Annotated in this window: 14 protein-coding genes; 10 read left to right on the top strand and 4 right to left on the bottom strand. The window is 48.1% G+C overall.

The window, feature by feature from the left end:
* Positions 1-61 precede the first annotated feature (61 nt).
* A complete protein-coding gene (locus Q1V85_RS12390) occupies positions 62-2,476 on the bottom strand; it encodes a heavy metal translocating P-type ATPase (protein WP_300600365.1) in 2,415 nt (804 codons plus the stop codon).
* 260 nt (positions 2,477-2,736) lie between these two features.
* Between Q1V85_RS12390 and Q1V85_RS12385 the strand changes: the two genes are divergently transcribed.
* The 5 genes from Q1V85_RS12385 (at position 2,737) to Q1V85_RS12365 (ending at position 10,240) form a co-directional block, all read left to right on the top strand.
* Positions 2,737-3,414 (top strand): (4Fe-4S)-binding protein, encoded by a 678-nt coding sequence (locus Q1V85_RS12385; RefSeq protein WP_300600363.1) that lies wholly within the window; start codon positions 2,737-2,739, stop codon positions 3,412-3,414.
* Between the two features lie 354 nt (positions 3,415-3,768).
* Positions 3,769-4,143 (top strand): hypothetical protein, encoded by a 375-nt coding sequence (locus tag Q1V85_RS12380; RefSeq protein WP_300600361.1) that lies wholly within the window; start codon positions 3,769-3,771, stop codon positions 4,141-4,143.
* A 391-nt stretch (positions 4,144-4,534) separates the two neighbouring features.
* Positions 4,535-5,620: an efflux RND transporter periplasmic adaptor subunit gene (locus tag Q1V85_RS12375; RefSeq protein WP_300600359.1), complete on the top strand. Its 1,086-nt coding sequence runs from the start codon at positions 4,535-4,537 to the stop codon at positions 5,618-5,620.
* Between the two features lie 26 nt (positions 5,621-5,646).
* Positions 5,647-8,811 (top strand): efflux RND transporter permease subunit, encoded by a 3,165-nt coding sequence (locus tag Q1V85_RS12370; protein WP_300600357.1) that lies wholly within the window; start codon positions 5,647-5,649, stop codon positions 8,809-8,811.
* Entirely contained in the window at positions 8,804-10,240 is a 1,437-nt protein-coding gene (locus Q1V85_RS12365; RefSeq protein WP_300600355.1) for an efflux transporter outer membrane subunit, read from the top strand. Before Q1V85_RS12370 ends, Q1V85_RS12365 begins: the two co-directional genes overlap by 8 nt.
* 435 nt (positions 10,241-10,675) lie before the next feature.
* Here the strand turns inward: Q1V85_RS12365 and Q1V85_RS12360 are convergent, their stop codons facing one another.
* Together Q1V85_RS12360 and Q1V85_RS12355 are read right to left on the bottom strand one after the other, a co-directional pair.
* Positions 10,676-11,566, bottom strand: a complete 891-nt coding sequence (locus Q1V85_RS12360; RefSeq protein ID WP_300600354.1) for a DUF72 domain-containing protein — start codon at positions 11,564-11,566, stop codon at positions 10,676-10,678.
* Between the two features lie 80 nt (positions 11,567-11,646).
* Positions 11,647-12,702 carry an FAD-binding oxidoreductase gene (locus Q1V85_RS12355; RefSeq protein ID WP_300600432.1) on the bottom strand — a complete coding sequence of 352 codons (1,056 nt, stop codon included), beginning with the start codon at positions 12,700-12,702 and terminating at the stop codon, positions 11,647-11,649.
* Between the two features lie 162 nt (positions 12,703-12,864).
* Here Q1V85_RS12355 and Q1V85_RS12350 point away from each other — a divergent pair, with 162 nt between their 5' ends.
* The 3 genes from Q1V85_RS12350 (at position 12,865) to Q1V85_RS12340 (ending at position 15,853) form a co-directional block, all read left to right on the top strand.
* Positions 12,865-13,281 carry an EVE domain-containing protein gene (locus Q1V85_RS12350; RefSeq protein ID WP_300600352.1) on the top strand — a complete coding sequence of 139 codons (417 nt, stop codon included), beginning with the start codon at positions 12,865-12,867 and terminating at the stop codon, positions 13,279-13,281.
* 256 nt (positions 13,282-13,537) lie between these two features.
* A complete protein-coding gene (locus tag Q1V85_RS12345) occupies positions 13,538-15,322 on the top strand; it encodes an aromatic amino acid hydroxylase (protein ID WP_300600350.1) in 1,785 nt (594 codons plus the stop codon).
* Between the two features lie 30 nt (positions 15,323-15,352).
* Positions 15,353-15,853, top strand: coding sequence for a DinB family protein (locus Q1V85_RS12340; protein ID WP_300600349.1), 501 nt, complete (start codon positions 15,353-15,355; stop codon positions 15,851-15,853).
* A gap of 309 nt (positions 15,854-16,162) precedes the next feature.
* On the opposite strand, the gene Q1V85_RS12335 is transcribed toward Q1V85_RS12340, so the two are convergent.
* A complete protein-coding gene (locus tag Q1V85_RS12335; RefSeq protein ID WP_300600347.1) occupies positions 16,163-17,320 on the bottom strand; it encodes a homogentisate 1,2-dioxygenase in 1,158 nt (385 codons plus the stop codon).
* A 388-nt stretch (positions 17,321-17,708) separates the two neighbouring features.
* On the opposite strand from Q1V85_RS12335, the gene hppD reads away from it, so the two are divergent.
* Complete coding sequence (gene hppD / locus Q1V85_RS12330; RefSeq protein ID WP_300600345.1) at positions 17,709-18,839, top strand: 4-hydroxyphenylpyruvate dioxygenase; 1,131 nt, start codon at positions 17,709-17,711, stop codon at positions 18,837-18,839.
* Positions 18,840-19,057: 218 nt separating this feature from the next.
* Entirely contained in the window at positions 19,058-20,293 is a 1,236-nt protein-coding gene (locus Q1V85_RS12325; protein WP_300600343.1) for an aminotransferase class I/II-fold pyridoxal phosphate-dependent enzyme, read from the top strand.
* Positions 20,294-20,303 lie beyond the last annotated feature (10 nt).

Below are 20,303 nucleotides of genomic sequence, written 5' to 3'. Positions count from 1 at the left end.
ACAAATTTCGTTTCAATCAATGGCTGTACTATTACATCATTCCGGGTAATTCTTACATGTTTTACCGTTTCCATTTTAAGCGCAAACTATTGGTAACAACGCTTACGCTGCTCAATGCCATGGCAGCCCCGGCAATCATGGGGTTTAGCAGAAACCCGTTTACAGGATATAATATGCCTGCCGCTACCGGAATACCGGTCACATTGTAGATAAAGGCCCAGAACAGGTTCTGACGGATGGTGGCCACAGTGTGGCGGGATAATTGGATGGCTTCGGGGATCTTATTCAGATCGGAAGAAATGATGGTCATCCTGGCCACATCCATTGCAATATCACTGCCTTTTCCCATCGCAATGCTTACATCCGCCTGGGCCAGTGCGGTGCTGTCGTTGATGCCGTCACCAACCATGGCTACGGTGTTGCCCTCTGCCTGCAATTGTTTTACAAAGGCGGCTTTTTGCTCCGGCAATACTTCTGCCTGGTAGGCGGTAATGCCTGTTTGCCGGGCTATGGCGGCTGCGGTGGCTTCATTATCGCCGGTTAGCATATATACTTTAATACCCGCTTGTTTTAATGTTTGTATCGCTTCTACGGAGGTCTCTTTGATCTGGTCGGCGATGGCAAATACACCCAGCGCCTGTTGCGCATCGGCAAACCAGATTACGGTTTTGGAGGCATCGCTCCACTGCTGCGCCTTTTCCAAAAATGCATCATCGATCCGGATGCCTTTCTCATCCAGCAACCGGCGGTTCCCGGCATAATAAACAGCAGATCCCGCTTTTGCACTGGCGCCGCGTCCGGTTAAACTCTCAAAACCAGTGATGGGGGCCACCGGTAATCCTGCAAAGTGTTTTACCACCGCTTCCGCCAGGGGGTGTTCCGATTGTTTTTCGATGCTGAAAAAGATCTGTTTTAAAAGCGTGTCTTCATCTTTCCAGTAGCTGTCGGTAACTACGGGCTTTCCTTCGGTGATGGTACCGGTTTTATCCAGCACTACGGCCGTTACTTTTTTAGCCAGTTCGAGGCTTACCGCATCTTTGATCAGGATGCCTTTTTCGGCGCCCTTGCCGATGCCAACCATGATGGCCGTTGGTGTAGCCAGCCCCAGGGCGCACGGACAGGCAATTACCAGAACGGTGGCAAAGGCGATCAATCCCTGCGTAAAACCGTTATCGCCGCCCAGCAGGATCCAGCTGACAAAGGCGAGGATGGCGATCCCGATCACAACGGGTACAAAGATGCCGGCAATTTTATCGACCAGTTTCTGTACCGGGGCCTTGCTGCCCTGGGCTTCCTGTACCATACGGATGATTTGTGCCAGCATGGTTTCGGATCCCACTTTATCGGCACGGAACCGGAAGCTGCCTTTCTGATTAATGGCGCCGGCAAATACAGCCTCTTCTTCTTTTTTTAGCACCGGTACCGGTTCGCCGCTCAGCATGCTTTCATCTACATACGAACTGCCCCCCGTAACCACGCCATCAACGGCGATCTTCTCGCCGGGTTTTACCAGGATGATATCGCCTTTTTGTACCTTTTCAACAGACAGGGTTTCTTCCCCGCCATTGGCGCGGATAATGGTAACGGTTTGCGGCTGTAATCCGATGAGCTTTTTAATGGCCGAGGAGGTATTCCCTTTTGCTTTTTCTTCCAGCAGTTTTCCAAGGAGGATAAAGGTAACGATCACCGCTGCCGCTTCAAAGTATACATGTCCGTGCAGCCCCCGGTTATGCCAGAACGAAGGAAATAGGGTATTGAATACACTGAACAGGTAGGCCGTTCCGGAGCCCAGGGCCACCAGCGTGTCCATATTGGCAGAGCGGTGGCGGGCCTGTTTCCAGGCGTTGATAAAGAAATCTTTCCCAAAATAAAGCATCACGGGGGTAGACAGGATCCACATGATCTCGTTGGCGTAGGGCATATCCATAAAGAACATGCCAATGATCACCAGCGGAACCGTGATGAAGGCGGCCCACAGGGTTTTCTTTTTCAGGGCGCTGAATTTTTCCTGGTGGATGGCTTCCAGCGTTTCGGCTTCCTTTTCCGCGCTTTCGATCAGCAGGTCGTACCCGATAGCCTGTACTGCCTTTTGCATACCGGCGGTGTCAATGATATTGGGCAAATATTCTACGGCCACGGATGTGGTTGCAAAATTTACAGCAGCGTTTACGATCCCTGGCTGGCTCTTCAGCATGCTTTCCACGCTGATGGCACAGGAAGCGCAGGTCATATCCAGCACCGGGATATTCTTTTTTACGGTAGGTACCTCATAGCCCAGGTCGCGGATCGCCGATACGGCTTTGGACACTACTTCGTTCTCATCAGTACTGATCAATGCCCGGCGGTTGTTTAACTCTACTTTATGTGCCGCAATACCCGCCACTTTGTCCAGCCCCTTGTCTACAATAAGGGCACAGTGTTCGCTTTCTACACCTTCCAGGGGGATGGCTATTTCATTGAATGGATCGGTTGTCATAAATACATCGTTTAATAATTCCCTACAAAGTTCGCTCGGATGCCCGGCCGCACTGTTACACAATTATGGATTTGGTTTATATAATTGCCACGGTGATGCGGAGTGGCTGCGGGCGCCGCGTTTACTTATTGCCGGAATTTCCAGACGTCACCAACATATCACTAAAAACATCTTACTATTAATATAATAGCCCATTCCTTAACCTGGATTAATCCGGGAATCAATTAAATGATGTAGCTTGCTGTATATATAAAAAGCATATGAAATATAAATTTGAAAAGCCGGTAAATGCTGGTATCGGTACCGGTAAATATCAATGTACTATTACCTGGCGCAACGGCGGTTTCATTGCAGATGAGCCGGTAAGCCAGGGCGGACAGGATAGCGGCCCCGATCCGTATACCTTGCTGCTTTCTTCACTGGCATCCTGTACGCTCATCACCCTGCGGATGTACATCGACCGTAAGGAGTGGGCGATACCGGAGATCCGGGTGAATACCAATTTATATAGTGAGATCAGGGAGGGAAAGACCGTTACGGTCATTGACCGGGACATTTATTTTCCCCAGCCGGTGCCGGATGAGCAAAAACTGCGGTTGCAGGAAATTGCGAAAGCCTGCCCTATATCAAAGATCCTGGAAAACCAGGTAACGGTACGTACGTTTATGCAACGGGATCCGGAGGTAACAAAAAAGATCGTGTATCAGAACGGGGAGCTTGCGGTGATCTGGCGCCCCGAACTTTGTCAGCATGCAACCCGCTGCTGGAAGGAGCTGCCCGGGGTATTCCGGCCAAAGGAAAAGAAGTGGGTAGACGTGGATGGTGCCCCGGCGGATCAGATCGTAGAGCAGGTGCATCGTTGCCCCAGCGGTGCATTGGCCGTTGAATTTACTGTAAAAGAGGGGGGGGAGGCGCAACCGGAATCATCTGATAGCTGATAGCCTTAAGCCATTAGCTTTCAGCCGTGCTGCCCCCGTTCGGAGTTGACAGATCTATAGCGAATCCACATTAAAAATTGTTCCTCTTATCGTAACCGGAATCATCTGATAGCTAACTACTGATTGCTGACAGCCTTAAGCTTCCAGCTTTTACGCTTCGGTTATTAAAAAACTTGCGTCCCTTGCGGGTCCATAGCGGTCTTTGCGTTTAAAACAAACCGCGGAGAATGGAAGAACGCTGAGGGCTCCAAAATGGGAACGTACCCATAAAAAACCCAATACCGGTATTATAAAATTTTTAAATTAAAAAGTATTTTTTTAGAAAAGAACCGGAAGGATTATTTTTACGCCTTTATGAAGCGGGGCGGAGTATTGATGATTGTTTATAGTTTGATGTTTGCGCTGGGGTTTTTATTATTGAGTCCGGCGCAAAAAACGGGACACCGTTCTCCTGACCCTGCATTTGTACAAAAAACGGCCAATTATACAACTACACCAGACCTGCCCGTTTTTCCCACCGACCTGTTCCTTGACCGTACCGACGACAAGGAAGAAGATGTTGCCCCGGGCCTGCATGAACAGTCTTTTGCAGATTTTCCACATTGGGTTATCAGCTGGATCCCTAACCCGTATCAAAATGGTTATGACAAAGAAAAGTTGTACCGGAAACGGCATGCAGCTTATCAGCCTCCCGAAAAATATATTTTTTTCCGTTCTATCCGGGTATGACAGCCGGGCCCGGCGTTACCATCAACTGCTACTCCAGGTTTCCTGGAATAAATCCTTTAAGAACGCATTTTCGCATTTACAATATTAATAAATCAAAATTACCAACCCCGGCAACACATTGCAAACCGGAGTGATACAGATCAACGGTAATGAACGGGATACCAGTAACCCGTCAGAACGATTTTTCGGATCGGCGTACAGACCTGGCTTTTTGCCAGGTATCGGGTGAACCTCATATTAAGGACAACACATCTGGTACATACGTTTGTAAGTTCATCGATTGAAATTCCTTCATTCCGGTAAAGATCAGCTCCGCAGGTGTAGCCATTTTTAGCAGCCTTCAGTTTTTTCAACTGAAACGGTTGTGCTCCCTTAAAATTTCCATTCAACAATGAACAAAATCGCATTGCTGGTCAGCTTGTGCATAATCACGTACGGAACTACAAGCTGTAAGTCGGGCAAAGAAGAAAAAGCAACGGCTGAAACATTTTCTGTTACCAGTCCTTTAACCATCGACACCAATTATGTAAAAGAATATATCGCACAACTCCAATCGGTGCGCAATGTAGAAATACGCGCCCAGGAGAAAGGCTATCTTGAAAAAAGTTATGTAGACGAAGGGCAGTATGTAAAGGCCGGTCAATTGCTGTTCCGCATTATGCCTAAGATTTATGAGGCAGAATATCAAAAAGCAAAGGCAGAAGCGCATTCCGCCGAACTGGAAATGCAGAATACCCGTTTGCTGGCCGATAAAGAGATCGTTTCCAAAAATGAACTCGCACTGTCAAAAGCAAAATATGACGTAGCGAAGGCCGAAATGACCTTAGCCGGCACGCATTTATCGTTTACAGAAATCCGGGCTCCCTTTAGCGGCGTCATTGACCGGCTCCGGTTCAAACAGGGGAGCCTGGTAGATGATGGCACCCTGTTAACCACGCTATCGGATAACAGCGGCATCTATGCCTATTTTAATGTATCGGAAAGTGAATACCTGAATTTTAAAACGGATAGCAGCAGTACCACCAAAACACCGCTGGCGCTTACATTGGCCAACGCCGACCGTTATCCTTACCCGGGTATGATTGAAACCATTGAAGGGGAATTTGACAATACGACCGGCAATATCGCCTTCCGTGCGAAATTCCCAAATCCGAATGCGCTTTTAAAACACGGGCAAACAGGGAAGGTACTGATGCAGATTCCTTTGAGAAATGCCCTGGTTATACCACAGAAAGCAACCTATGAGCTCCAGGACAAGTTCTATGTATATGTGGTAGATAAAGATAATATAGTACGGTCGAGAAATATTACGGTGCAATATGAGCTACCCCAACTGTATGTGATCGGCAGCGGTCTTGCTGCAACGGATCATATTCTGCTGGAAGGGTTGCAAACCATCAAAGAAGATCAGAAAATAAAGCCGGTATATACAGCACCGGAAGAAGTAGCCCGTAAACTGCAACTCCTGAACCCTTAAAATGATGCTATTCCAAAACCGTTTTTATGTTTAATAAATTTATTAACAGGCCCGTACTGTCTATTGTTATTTCATTGATTATCCTTTTCCTGGGGATACTGGCGCTTACCCAGCTGCCGGTAACCCAGTTTCCCTCCGTTTCACCACCCAAGGTAAATGTAACCGCAGAGTACCCCGGTGCCAACAGCGAACTGATGATTAAAGCAGTGGTGATTCCGCTGGAGCAGGCCATCAACGGTATTCCGGGTATGAAATACATGGCTTCGGATGCCGGTAACGACGGGGAAGCCAGCATCCAGGTGGTTTTTGAGCTGGGTACCGATCCGAACCTGGCTTCTGTAAACGTACAGAACCGGGTGGCCGCTGTAGTAAACAAATTACCGCCCCTGGTGGTACGGGAAGGTGTAAAGATTACCCGGGAAGAATCGAATATGCTGATGTATGTAAACCTTTACAGTGATGACCCCAAACTGGATGGCAGCTTTATTTACAACTTTGCCGATCTGAACCTGCTGGCCGAACTGAAGCGGGTGAACGGCGTAGGGTTTGCCGACATCCTGGGGGACAAAGAATATTCCATGCGGGTATGGTTGAAGCCGGATCGCATGCTGGCATATAAGATCACCGCCAATGAAGTAATGGAAGCGCTGAGTGATCAGAGCCTTGAAGCATCCCCGGGACGCCTGGGCGAAAGCTCCGGTAAAAAATCACAGGCTTTTGAATATGTATTAAAATATACCGGTCGTTATAACAAGAAAGAGGATTATGACAATATTGTACTGAAGACGGGGCCGGACGGACAACTGCTGCATTTAAAAGATATCGCGGATGTAGAGCTGGGTAGTGCCTTCTACAATATTTATTCCAAGCTGAATGGACGCACATCGGCCGCCATCGTAATTAAACAATCCTATGGCAGTAACGCCAGCGAAGTGATCCGGAATGTAAAGGCCAAGCTAAAGGAAATCCAGGAATCGTCTTTCCCCAAGGGTATGCACTATGAGCTGAGCTATGATGTATCCAAATTCCTGGATGCCTCTATGGAAAAAGTGGTGCATACACTGGTAGAAGCATTTATTCTGGTGGGTTTGGTGGTGTTCCTGTTCCTGGGCGACTGGCGTTCGACGCTGATTCCCATCCTGGCAGTACCCATTTCATTGATCGGTACGTTTTTCTTTATGCAGTTCCTGGGGATCACTTTAAACCTGATCACGCTCTTTGCATTGGTGCTGGCAATCGGAATTGTGGTAGATGATGCCATTGTGGTGGTGGAAGCGGTGCATGCCAAAATGGAAAGTGAAGGCCTTAGTGCCAAAGCAGCTACCATGGCGGCGATGCATGAAATAGGGGGCGCCATTATTGCTATTACGCTCATCATGGCCGCGGTATTTATTCCCATTGCCTTTATGTCCGGACCGGTAGGAGTGTTTTACCGTCAGTTCTCTGTTACCATGGCAACAGCCATTGTTCTTTCGGGGATGGTAGCCCTCACGTTTACACCGGCGATGTGTGCCATGATCCTGAAGAATAATCATGGAAAAAAGAAAAGAAACCTGGTGAACCGTGGTATCGATGGTTTTAATAACTGGTTCAATAACTTAACGGGCTGGTATAAAAAACTGGTATCGGTTATCGTAAGCCGGCGTGCAATTACCTTCCTGGTACTGGTGGCCTTTATTGCCGGAACCTGGGGCTTTAGTACTTCTGTGCCTTCCGGATTTATTCCCGGGGAAGATCAGGGTATGTTTTATGCCATCATCGTTACTCCGCCCGGATCTACCCTGGAGCGTACGGATGCGGTGGCGGCGCAGTTGCAGAAAATAGCCTCGGGTATGGATGATATTCAATCAGTGTCCACTACGGCAGGCTATGAGGCATTATCTGAAGGAACCGGATCCAACTCGGGAACCTGCCTCATCAACCTGAAAGACTGGAGCGAACGTAAGCACAGCATGCAGGAGGTAATGGAAGAACTGGAAGAAAAAGCAAAAGGAATTAAAGGCGCTACGCTGGAGTTCTTTCCGCCACCCGCGGTACCGGGTTATGGCGCTGCCGGCGGTTTTGAGCTGCGGCTTTTAGACAAAGCCGGAACCGGCGATTATAAATTGATGGAAACGGTAAGCCGCGATTTTGTAAAGGAACTGAACAAGCGGCCGGAGTTAAGTTCGGTGTTTACGTTTTACAGCGCCAGCTTCCCGCAATACCAGCTGGCTGTGGATAATGATAAAGCCAAACAAAAAGGCGTTTCTGTAGAGAAGGCAATGGATAACCTTTCTACACTGGTGGGCAGTAACTACGAAACAGGGTTTATCAAGTTTGACCGGCCGTATAAAGTAATGGTACAGGCCCTGCCGCAGTACCGCCAGTTGCCGGAAGATGTGTTTAACTATTATGTAAAAAATGATCATGATGAAATGGTGCCTTACTCGGCATTTATGTCGATGAAGAAGACCTACGGTTTATCTGAGATCACCCGTCATAATTTATACAATGCTTCTGAGATCAGCGGAGGATCCGCACCGGGTGTCAGCAGCGGAACAGCCATTGATGTGATCAATGAGGTAGCTAAACAAAAGCTTCCACGAGGCTTTGGTATCGACTGGGCAGGTATCTCCAAGGATGAAACACGCCGGGGGAACCAGGCTATTTACATCTTCCTTATTTCACTCATATTTGTATACCTGGTATTATCTGCACAATACGAAAGTTTTGTATTACCGCTGCCCATCCTGCTTTCATTGCCCATCGGGCTCTTTGGTGCCTTTTGTTTCCTAAAGATCTTCGGACTGGAAAACAATATTTACGCGCAGATCGCCATGGTGATGCTGATCGGGATCCTGGGTAAAAATGCGGTACTGATCGTGGAGTATGCCGTACAGCGGCACCGGGATGGTCTTTCACCTGCGCAGGCCGCCATTGAAGGTGCTGCCGCGCGTTTGCGACCGATACTGATGACCTCTTTTGCATTCATTGCCGGGGTTATTCCATTGATGGTGGCAACCGGTCCCGGAGCCATTGCCAACCACACCATCGGATCGGCGGCAGCAGGAGGCATGTTGTTTGGAACCATCTTTGGTGTACTGGTGATACCAGGGTTGTACTACATTTTTGCCCGTATATCGGAGCGGCATATTTTGGTAGAAGACGAAGAAGAAAATCCGTTAACAGAAGAAATTGATCACAATGAATAGTATTAAAATATACCTGATCGGTGCTGTAGCTCTTACCCTTGTGGGAAGTGCAGGCTGCAAAGTGCCGGCAATCGTGAACCACGAAGTAAAAACGGAACCGCCGGCGGTCTTTGAAGCGGCTACGGTGGATACATTAAACAGTGCAGCTATAAAATGGCAGGATTTTTTTGCTGATCCTTACTTGTTGAAACTGGTGGATACAGCACTGCACAATAACCGGGAGTTGCTAAGCACGCTTCAGGAGATTGAGATCGCCCGGAATGATATCCGGGTAAAAAAAGGAGAATTGTTACCCAGCGTAATGGCAAAGGTTGGCAGTGGTGTGGAAAAAGTAGGACGGTATACCAGTCAGGGCGCCGGGGATGCTTCTACGGATATAGCGCCGGGAAAAGAAGTGCCGGACATCCTGGGTGATCATGAGCTGGGGCTTTATGCCACCTGGGAAGCTGATATCTGGAAGAAACTCCGGAATGGTAAACAGGCGGCTGTAGACCGTTACCTGGCAACGATAGAAGGGAAGAACTTTGTAACTACCAATCTCATCGCAGAGATCGCAGATGCTTACTACGAATTACTGGGATTGGATAATCAACTGGCCATTGTGAAGGAAAGCATCCAGCTGCAAAAGAATGGCCTGGAGATTGTAAAAGTGCAGAAGGAAGCGGCAAGGGCTACTGAGCTGGCCGTTAAAAAATTTGAAGCAGAAGTGCTCAATTCCCGGAGCCGGGAATATGAAATTTTACAGCAAATAAAAGAAGGCGAGAACAAAATTAATTTTCTCCTGGGACGCAATCCTCAGCCGGTGGAACGTTCTTCCGGTGGGTTTCTTACGGCATTACCCCGGCAGGTAAGTACCGGTATTCCGTCGCAGTTACTGGCAAACCGGCCGGATATCCGTCAGGCAGAGCTGGCACTGGCAGCTGCAAAGCTGGATGTAAAAGTGGCCCGGGCGGCTTTTTATCCTACATTGGATATTTCGGCTTCACTGGGATTACAGGCATTTAAACCTTCGTACCTGGCCAAATTGCCGGAATCCGTTCTGTTTTCCCTGGCCGGAGAACTGGCTGCACCGCTGATCAATAAAAATGCGATTAAAGCGGAGTTCGCCAGCGCTGATGCCCGTCAGCAGCAGGCCCTGTTTGAATACGAGAAAACCATTTTAAACGCCGTACGGGAAGTATCGAATGAGCTGTCCAATATCAGCAACCTGGAGCAGAAGTACCAGCTGAAAAATAACGAGGTGAATGCACTGGCGCGGTCGATTGCTGTATCCAATGACCTGTACAGGGCAGCAAGGGCCGATTACCTGGAAGTACTGATGACACAGCGTGATGCGCTGGAATCGCGGCTGGAACTGGTTGAAACCCGGGCGCAACAATTTAGTGCGGTTACCCATATTTACCGGGCCCTGGGCGGAGGATGGAAATAAGGAAGGGACTGTCTGCCGCTGATTCGTTTTTGCATTTATCGTGGCGTTTTAACCGCGGAATGGCGAAGGCATGGGAGATGCGCCGGGAAGTTATATAGAGGCGTGCTATACTTTCGGATTTTTTCGTTCGCTGCGGTTTAGTATTTAACCGCTACGTTCGCAAGGTATCCGCAACGGTCGCAAGGAAAAAGTTCTGATAGATATCCTGGCGTGCCTTGCACCTTGCGGTTGTATTTAACCGCTACGTTCGCTAGGTATTCGCAGCGGTCGCATGGAAAAACGTTCTGATAGACATCCTGGCGTGTCTCGCGTGGCCCTTGAGCATCTTGCGGTTGCATTTTACCGCGGAGATGCGCAAGGCGGTTGTATAAAGGGTATGTCATACCTTTTTGATCGTTGCGTTCTCTTTTCCCTGTGGTTTAGCTGTTATCGCTATTAAAATAAAGCGCCCTGTTCCCCGGCCTTGTCCGGTATTTTTAACGCGAGGTTAAATGTTTGATTCATGGTCCGGATAAAATGTGCAGCCAGCAGGGGCGACTCCAGTTCCACATTCTGGTGCACAAAGAAGTACAGTTTTTGTAATCCTTCCTTCCGCCATTGTTTGATCCGTTCAATCCAATCGTTCAGACGATCCACATCCGTAGGATGATTGGCTCCAACATACCGGACAAAGGCAATGGGGGTTGTAAGCCGCATATGCAGCATATCCCGGCGGCCGGCAGTATCCACAATAATATGTGCCATACCCAGCTGTTCCAGTAATGCACAATAACGGTCGTGGACGCGGCTGTTGGAAAACCATTCTCCGTTCCGTACTTCCACACTCAGGGGAATACCTTTGGGAAAGGACTGCAATGCCTGCTGTAGCCGGTCAAAATGCTCCGGTTTAAAATTATCGTGCAGTTGCAGGAAGGCCATGCCCAGCCGGTCTTCAAAATTGCTGACCGCGTTGCAAAATACTTCCAGCTCCTGCTGCACATCAATCAGCCGTTTGTAATGACTGATCGTATTGGTGAGTTTGGGAAAAAATTTGAATCCCTCCGGGGTTTTGCTCTTCCAGGTTGCTACCTGTTGCCAATCCGGCATTTTATAGAACGTTGCATTGAGTTCAATAGCGTTGAACTGGGTGGCATAATACTTTAATTCATCTTTAACACCACGGGGGTAAAAACCTTTCAGGTCGGTTCGGTTCCACTTGGCGCAACCTACATATACTTCAAATGTTTCCTGTTTTTTAACGGCTCCAAGCACGTTTGCCGTTTCCGGATGATCCGCCGGCAGGGCGAAATCAATTACACCGGGGTTGCTTACTTGTCCGAACTTCATTTTTTGGCAGAAAGGTAAGCGATTATTCGTTATGGTGAATAAATACAGTATGCTATAGAACCGCTCAACACCGGCAGCCGCTAGGTCATCAGTTCTGCAATCTTTTTTCCAGCGGTAGGAGCCAGTGCTACGCCCATGCCACTCATCCGGACTGCGCAAAAAGACCGGTCGGTCAGTTGTTCCACAATCGGTGTTTTCTCCTTGCCCATGGCCATAATGCCCGCCCAGCGGTGCGTGATCTGCGGCCGTTGTCCGGGTAAGATCACCGTAGATAAAAAAGCCTCCAATGCCTGCTGGATCGGTAATGTAGTAAAAGGTTCCAGTGTATATTCGGTCTGAAAAGAGGTATGGCGCGCACCACCCAGTAAGATACGATCGTCCAGGTTGCGGAAATAATAATAGCCTTCCTGGTAATGGAAGCTGCCTTTGAATTTTAAGCCGGGAATTGGTTCCGTAAGGAATACCTGGCCTCTTGCCGGTACCAGGTCTATCCGGGGCAATAGCCGGTTGCTGAAAGCATTGGTACAATAAACGATCCGTTCCGCAGCAAGACCGGGCCCCTTTGTTGTAAAAAGTTTTACGCCCTGCGAATCTTCTTCCACCTGGCGTACTTCGGTTGCAAATAAAAAGCGGATATTCATTTTTACCGCAAGATGATAAAGGGCATTTAATAACTTGCCGGGATGCAGACAGCCTTCAAAACGGTTTTCTACGAGGTGTGCTGTATTCGCAAATCCGAATACGGGGATCAGTTCGTCCTGCTGGCAAAAGGTTGCCGGCGCACCGGTAATTTCATAAAGCCATTCATTCAGCGCCGGCAGGCGCTCCAGGCTCCGGGAGCTGTCCAGCAGTTCGTATCCTTTACAAATGGAAAAATCGATCAGTCCGTTTGAAAAGATCTTCTGTATGGCCCGCAACCCCTCAAAGCGCATCTGCAGCAATTGCAGGGCCTTTTCTTTTCCCATGGCTTCCATATCAGATAAGATCTCTGTAGGGCTGCCAAAGCAGGCAAACCCTGCATTCCGCGTGGAGGCGCCAGCGGGTGTAGCCCCCCGTTCCACGATCAGGATATTTTTAGAAGGGAATTTTTGTTTAAGATAAACGGCCGTCCATAAACCCGTGAAACCTGCACCAATAATGATGATATCCTGCGGAGCATAAAAAGCCTCCTGCTCCCAGATGCTTATTTGATGTTGCGGATTCCTGATTGTTTTATACTTTTATAAATATAAAATTACTGATTACAAACAGGAACAACGCATCATTCTAAAATCAATCTATTAAATTTTACATTTCTTATGGCATATTGGCTTATAAAATCAGAACCCTTTAAATATAGTTACGATCAGTTGGTAAAGGACAAAAAAACCGTATGGGATGGAGTACGGAATTATGCCGCACGGCTGAACCTTCGCGCTATGAAGAAAGGAGACCTGGCTTTTTTTTATCACAGTAATGAGGGCGTGGAAATTGTAGCGATTGCAAAAATTGTGAAAGAGGCGTTCCAGGATCCAACCACAACAGATGAGCGCTGGGTGGCGGTTGAAGTAGCACCCTATAAGAAATTGAAAAAAACCGTACCGTTATCTGAAATCAAAGAAGTACCGCAGTTAAAAGATATGGACCTCGTACGCCTGGGCCGTTTGTCGGTACAAACCGTAAAGCCGGAGGAGTGGGAGCTGGTATTAAAGATGGCAGGAGAGGATATTGTTTAAGGTTGGACGCCGTTTTACACTCGATGATTTACTCACAATTGGCTATTTTACTACGGCCCTTGCTTTGGGGGACATGTAGACTGGGAGGACTATGGAATTATTTCAGGTTTAAAGTTCCAGGTTAGATCCGTATCCTACTCAATGCGGATGTCAGATCATAGATATCGTACAAATCACTGAAAACTGAAAACTGATGACTGATAGCTAAAAGTTACCATGGCTTACGATCGTTTGTTTAAAATTGTAATTTTGCCGGATGAACAACTATAATAACCCGCTTGTTGACCGGCTTCCCCGTCATCTGAAACAATATATCGTTCCACAGCACTATGAGCATTATACGGCGGTAGATCATGCGGTATGGCGGTATGTTATGCGACAGAACTACCGTTATCTGAAGGATGTGGCGTATTACCCTTATATACCGGGTTTGAAGAAAGCGGGCCTAACTATTGAACGGATCCCCGATCTGCAAACGATGAATGATCACCTGAAAACGATCGGTTGGGGCGCTGTTACGGTAAACGGTTTTATTCCCTCCCAGGCGTTTATGGAATTTCAGGCATACCGGGTGCTGATCATTGCGGCGGATATCCGCCAGATAGAACACATCGAATACACGCCGGCCCCCGATATCATTCATGAATCGGCAGGCCATGCGCCCATTATCGGAGAACCGGAATATGCGGCTTACCTGCAGTTTACCGGGGAAGTGGGTACAAAGGCCCTGCTTTCCAAAAAAGACCAGGAGTTGTTTGAAGCCATCCGGCAGCTGGCGGTATTAAAGGAGCTGGCCGGTACGCCCGAAAAAGAGATCCGGAAAGCGGAGGAAACACTGGCATTGATCCAGCAAAATATGGGCGATCCCTCAGAAATGGCACTCCTTGCCCGGCTGCATTGGTGGACGGTAGAATACGGGCTTATCGGAAGCCTGGAGGATTATAAGATCTATGGCGCCGGATTACTATCATCGATTGGTGAAAGTGTTACCTGCATGGGGCCGGGTGTAAAGAAGCTTCCCTATACCATTGATGCGGTAACCTATCCGTATGATATTACCAAGCCGCAGCCCCAGTTGTTTGTAACTCCCAACTTTCAGAACCTGGTCCGCGTGCTGAATACATTTGCGGATACACTTTCTTACCGCCGGGGCGGAGTATATGGTTTGCAAAAAGCTATTGATAGTGGTTTATTGTGTACGGTGGTTTACAGTTCGGGCTTGCAGGCATCCGGTATTTTTATAGAAACCGGTATGGGGGAAGGCACTTATATCGCCACTGCGGGACCAACGGCACTGGCCCTGGATGACCGTCAGCTGGCGGGGCATGAAAAAGAACTGTATCCGCAGGGATGGGGATCACCGGTAGGAAAGTTGCGGGATTACGATCTGCCACTGGAAGATTTTACCCTGGATGACCTGAAAAATGCAGGCATCGAAACGGGCAAAGCCGCAGCGCTGTTATTCCGGAGCGGGTTGCAGGTGCATGGCAGGGTGGAAGCTGTAGTGATCAAAAACAACAAGATCATCCTGATCCGTTTTTCGGGATGTACGGTGATCGACAGCGTTACAGCGAGGCAGTTATTTCAGCCGGAATGGGGCATCTATGATATGGCGGTGGGGGGCGAAATTACCTCGGTATACTCCGGTGCCGCGGATAAAGCGGCCTACGAGCAGGTAACCATCGTGCCCCGGGAGATGCCGCGTTCCGAATACAGCGAAGCCACCAGTCAATTACATGGATTGTATAAACAGGTACGGGCGATCCGGGAAAATGGAACGGATACTGCTGCACTGGAAAAAATTACCGGTATCCTGGACGCACAATATCCGGACGACTGGCTCTGCCTGCTGGAGATACTGGAAGTATTAAAGGACCGCAGGGAAGCACCGGGATTACAGGAACATATAATGCAGCGGCTGGCTCGTTTGCAATACCGGAAGCCGGAGCTTAAAAAGCTGATTGATGATGGACTGCATACCCTGGCACATATTGCAATTTTACCGGGCGCAGAAGGGCGTATGCCCGCGGGATCGGTTTGAACTATTTTTAAATTATAAATACCACCTACAATGAATGATTCAACTTTTGCAAAGGCATTTATCAAGGAGTTGGAAATGGAAACAAGGGCTACCCGTAGTTGTTTGGAGCGCATCCCAACCGCTTTGTCCGAATGGCGGCCGCATGAAAAGTCAATGCCCCTTGGGTACCTTTCGATACTGGTTGCAGAAATCCCGTTATGGATCACGACCATGGTTCGCAGTAATGAGATCGATTTTGCCACATTTGCGCATATCCGGCCTGCAAGCAGTGAAGAACTGGTGGCGCATTTCGATCAGCATATGGAAGGCGCAAAAGCTGCGCTGGCCGAAGTAAAGGACGGTGAACTGGAGGCTCCGTTTTATTTAAAGAGCAACGGGCAGGTTGTTTTTCAATCTTCAAAGAGAGAAAGCCTGGAGTCTACCATCAATCACCTGGTGCATCACCGCGGGCAGCTCACCGTTTATATGCGGCTGAATGATATAGCTGTTCCTTCCATCTACGGACCTTCAGCAGATAGTGGTGGGTTTTAACAGGCAATGGTGAATGGTCAATAGTGAATAGTCAATAGTCAATAGTGAATAGTCAGTAGGGAAGGGCCGTGTGTTCTTGCAATGTGGACGACCGGTTTTCTTCTTTGTCCAAATTCCGATTTTTCACGATTTACTAAGGGTCATTCAATTCCGTTTCCTTAAGCAGTTTTTATGGTTGCCGCAGATACGCTGATTGCGCCTGCGGCACTTTTCTACAACATTGTTGTAGTTAAAGCCGATACCGGATCTGCGCGGCTTTAAGGAAACGGCATTGATTTACCATTCACTATTCTCGCTCCACTAAAGCCGCTACTCGGCCCAGCTCATAATATAGTCCGGGTTTTCAATTTCCAGGGCTTCTTTGGTCAGCATCAATGGATGAAACGTATCTACCATTACGGCCAGTTCCTTTGTTTCTTTTGCCCCGATGCTTTTTTCAACAGCGCCGGGATGAGGACCATGCGGAATGCCCGCGGGGTGCAGGGTGATCATTCCCCGGGTTACCTGCTTGCGGCTCATAAAATCACCATCCACATAATAAATCACTTCATCACTGTCGATATTGCTGTGGTTATAGGGCGCAGGAATGGACTGCGGATGATAATCAAATAACCGGGGCACAAAAGAGCAAACAACAAAGGCATTGGTCTCAAAGGTCTGGTGTACGGGGGGCGGTTGATGTACCCGTCCGGTGATCGGCTCAAAATCATGAATAGAGAAGATAAACGGGTAACAGCAGCCATCCCAGCCAACCACGTCAAAAGGATGCGTACCATAATGCAGCCCATACAGCATTCCCTTTTTCTTGGCCTTGATGAGGAAATCGCCTTTTTCATCAATGGTTTCCAGGTCCTGCGGCGGACGGATATCCCGTTCACAATAGGGCGCATGTTCCATCAGCTGTCCGTTCCTGCTCAGGTAACGTTTTGGAAAACGCAGCGGCGTAAAGGATTCTACAATAAAAAGCCGGTTCTGTTCATCATTGAAATGGATCTGGTAAATGGTACCACGGGGCAATACGATATAGTCGCCATAACTAAAAGGCAGAGACCCGTATTGTGTTTTTACCACTCCTGAGCCCTCGTGGATAAAGATCAGCTCATCTCCATCAGTATTCTTATAAAAATAATCCCGCATACGCTGTTGCGGTGCTGCCAGTACCAGGTGACAGTCGTTGTTTACAAGTACCGGTACCCGGCTATCCAGGTAGTCTGCTACCGGGTTTACCTTAAATCCTTCAAAGCTGCGGTGCTGCAGCATCTTCTCCTCGGCGATATGCGGACTCACATCCCGATGCGGTTCGGTTTTAATAATTTGCGTAGGCGGATGGCAATGGTACAAAAGTGCGTAGTCATTGCTGAATCCTTCAGTAGAAAAAAGCTGTTCGCTATAAAGCCCGCCATCGGGTTTGCGAAACTGGGTATGACGTTTATGGGGAATGGATCCCAATGTATAATAGTGCGGCATTTTTAATTATTGATGGATGAACGAAAGGGCAGTATATACCAGGTAAAATAACCCGGAACTTTAAACCCTGAACCTGAAATCGAAAAGCACCGCGCCCATGGCAAGTGCCGCCAGCAGGAAATAATATTTCCAGCGCCGCTTATCGTTCCAGTAGATGAAATTTCTGAAGTAGGCCATAGAATAATTACTGGTACAAAATTACCGCTTTTAATAAAATAACGTACATTTGTTATTATTTTGTAACGTGCGACCCGATTATCCATATAAGCTTTTTTCAGACAAACGTGTAAACTACGTATTGTTGATAGAAGCTCTGGCTACAGACCGAAGTGGCCATTGATCCGTTCCCTTTTTCTTACATTTTTATTTATTGTTAAAATAATTGATCATGCTTGACACGAGTAAAGTGGCAGCTGCAATTCCGGCTGCCGCTGATTTTCTTCCCTTACTGGGTACTGACTATATTGAATTTTATGTGGGCAATGCCAAACAGGCCGCTCATTTTTACAAAACTGCTTTTGGCTTCCAATCCCTGGCCTATGCCGGGCCCGAAACCGGCGTTAAGGATAAAGCCAGTTATGTGCTGCGTCAAAATAAGCTCACCTTTGTATTTACCACGCCCATCCGGAATTGTGAAGAGATTGAAGCGCATATTGTCAGGCATGGAGACGGTGTACGAATGCTGGCGCTGGCCGTGGATGATGCTACCGATGCCTGGGTGCAAACAACAAAACGGGGCGGTAAAAGCTATCTGGAGCCCGTGAAGCTGGAAGATGAACAGGGCATTGTGGTCATGAGCGGTATTCATACATATGGTGATACGATCCATCTTTTTATTGAACGGAAAAATTACAACGGAACTTTTTTACCCGGTTACCGGCGATGGGAACCGGCGTACAATCCACCGGAAGCCGGGTTGCTGTATGTAGATCATTGCGTGGGCAATGTTGGATGGAACCAGATGAACAAATGGGTGCATTTTTATGAAGAAGTGATGGGGTTCCGGAATATCCTGTCTTTTGATGACACCGATATTTCAACCGAATATTCCGCGCTCATGAGCAAAGTAATGAGCAATGGCAACGGGTATGTAAAATTTCCTATTAACGAACCCGCAGAAGGCAAGAAAAAATCACAGGTAGAAGAGTACCTCGACTTTTACAAAGGAGAAGGAGTGCAGCATGTAGCACTGGCTACCAGGAATATCATTGAAACGGTAACTGCGTTGCAAAGCCGCGGCGTGGAGTTTTTGAAGATCCCGGCCACGTACTATGAAACCGTGCTGGACCGTGTGGGCTCTATTGATGAAGACCTCGCTCCCTTAAAAGAACTGGGGATCCTGATTGACCGGGATGAAGAGGGCTATTTATTACAGATCTTTTCCAAACCGGTGGAAGACCGGCCCACTTTGTTCTTTGAGATCATTCAGCGAAAAGGCGCAAAAAGCTTTGGCAAGGGGAATTTTAAGGCCCTGTTTGAAGCACTGGAACGGGAGCAGGAAGCGAGGGGGAATTTGTAGGGAATAGTGAATGGTCAATAGTTAATCAATGCCATTTCCTTAAGCAATTTTTGTGATTGCCACAGATGCACAGCTTGCACCTGCGGCGCTTTTCTGCGACATTATTGTAGTTAAAGCCGATACCAAATCTGCGCATCAGCGGCTTTAAGGAAACAACATTGAATAGTTAATGGTGAATACCATCCGGATTTATTTTTTAATACTTTATTTTATTTTCAATGAAACTATCCAGGTTGGCAGAACATACACCGCCTTCGGGTATCCTGGCCATCAGTAATGCGGTAAAGAAAAGAATGGCCGCCGGAGAGCAGTTGCTGAATTATACGGTGGGCGATTTTAATCCGCAACTGTTTCCCATTCCACCATTGCTGGAGGATGAAATAGTAAAAGCTTATCGCGGCCGGCAAACCAATTACCCGGCTACCGACGGAAACGAGGATTTAAGAGCGGCCATTGCGGCGTTTGTAAAAAAGCAGCAGGGCATTTCGTATACACCTGCAGAGATCATGATCGGGAGTGGTGGCCGGCCACTGTTGTTTGCTGCTTATCATATGATAGTGGATCCGGGCGACATCGTGATCTATCCTGTGCCTTCGTGGAACAACCATTTTTATGTGCAGCTTACCGGCGCAACGCCTTGTGTTATTGAAACAAAGCCGGAGCATCATTTTATGCCTACGGCGGATGAAATACGTCCGTTTATAAAGGATGCCGTGTTACTGGCGCTTTGTTCGCCTCAAAACCCAACGGGCACCTGCTTTACCGAAGCAGGATTAAAGGCCATTTGCGAAATGGTGGTAGCAGAGAATGCACGGCGTGGTAAGGATGAAAAAAAATTATACATCTTGTATGACCAGATCTATTACCTGCTGAATTATGGACGGCAGCCGCATGTGAGCCCGGTAAGTGTTTGTCCGGATGCACGGCCTTACACCATTTATATTGATGCCATCAGCAAGGCCTTTGCCGCAACCGGCGTACGGGTGGGCTGGTGTTATGGCCCCGAACCCGTGATCAGCAAGATAAAAACAATGCTGAATCATGTGGGCGCCTGGGCCCCGATGGCGGAACAGAAAGCGGTGGCCCGGTTCCTGGTAGATGATGTGGCGGCTGACGGCTATTTAATCGGATTTAAAGAAGCCCTGTTAGAACGGTTAACAAAAATTTACGGAGGTATCCGGCAAATGAAAATGGACGGGCTGCCTGTCGATGCCATCGCGCCGCAGGCCTCTATTTATCTTACGGTGAAAATTGATCTGCCCGGAGATATAACCTCCCTGCTGCTGGAAGAAGCAGGGATTGCGTTCCTGCCTTTCAGGGTATTTGGTGCGGCACATGCTGCTAACTGGTACCGGCTAAGCGTAGGCACCAGCAGGATGGAAGATATCGATCCAATGCTGAGCCGGTTAAAAAGCTTGTTGGAACGCCATGTGGAACCGGCGCACCGGGCCTGATCCACTGTCA

This window comes from Niabella sp. (genome assembly GCF_030150205.1).
In the GTDB taxonomy this organism is placed as follows: domain Bacteria; phylum Bacteroidota; class Bacteroidia; order Chitinophagales; family Chitinophagaceae; genus Niabella.
This window is presented reverse-complemented; position numbering and strand designations above follow the sequence as displayed.

What these genes read in the sequence shown, in the direction of transcription:
- Q1V85_RS12335 (WP_300600347.1), bottom strand. Translation starts at nt 17,320, where the DNA reads ATGCCGCACTATTATACATTGGGATCCATTCCCCATAAACGTCATACC.
- Q1V85_RS12345 (WP_300600350.1), top strand. Translation starts at nt 13,538, where the DNA reads ATGAACAACTATAATAACCCGCTTGTTGACCGGCTTCCCCGTCATCTG.
- Q1V85_RS12325 (WP_300600343.1), top strand. Translation starts at nt 19,058, where the DNA reads ATGAAACTATCCAGGTTGGCAGAACATACACCGCCTTCGGGTATCCTG.
- Q1V85_RS12365 (WP_300600355.1), top strand. Translation starts at nt 8,804, where the DNA reads ATGAATAGTATTAAAATATACCTGATCGGTGCTGTAGCTCTTACCCTT.
- Q1V85_RS12375 (WP_300600359.1), top strand. Translation starts at nt 4,535, where the DNA reads ATGAACAAAATCGCATTGCTGGTCAGCTTGTGCATAATCACGTACGGA.
- Q1V85_RS12370 (WP_300600357.1), top strand. Translation starts at nt 5,647, where the DNA reads ATGTTTAATAAATTTATTAACAGGCCCGTACTGTCTATTGTTATTTCA.
- Q1V85_RS12380 (WP_300600361.1), top strand. Translation starts at nt 3,769, where the DNA reads ATGAAGCGGGGCGGAGTATTGATGATTGTTTATAGTTTGATGTTTGCG.
- Q1V85_RS12340 (WP_300600349.1), top strand. Translation starts at nt 15,353, where the DNA reads ATGAATGATTCAACTTTTGCAAAGGCATTTATCAAGGAGTTGGAAATG.
- Q1V85_RS12390 (WP_300600365.1), bottom strand. Translation starts at nt 2,476, where the DNA reads ATGACAACCGATCCATTCAATGAAATAGCCATCCCCCTGGAAGGTGTA.
- Q1V85_RS12360 (WP_300600354.1), bottom strand. Translation starts at nt 11,566, where the DNA reads ATGAAGTTCGGACAAGTAAGCAACCCCGGTGTAATTGATTTCGCCCTG.
- hppD (WP_300600345.1), top strand. Translation starts at nt 17,709, where the DNA reads ATGCTTGACACGAGTAAAGTGGCAGCTGCAATTCCGGCTGCCGCTGAT.
- Q1V85_RS12385 (WP_300600363.1), top strand. Translation starts at nt 2,737, where the DNA reads ATGAAATATAAATTTGAAAAGCCGGTAAATGCTGGTATCGGTACCGGT.
- Q1V85_RS12350 (WP_300600352.1), top strand. Translation starts at nt 12,865, where the DNA reads ATGGCATATTGGCTTATAAAATCAGAACCCTTTAAATATAGTTACGAT.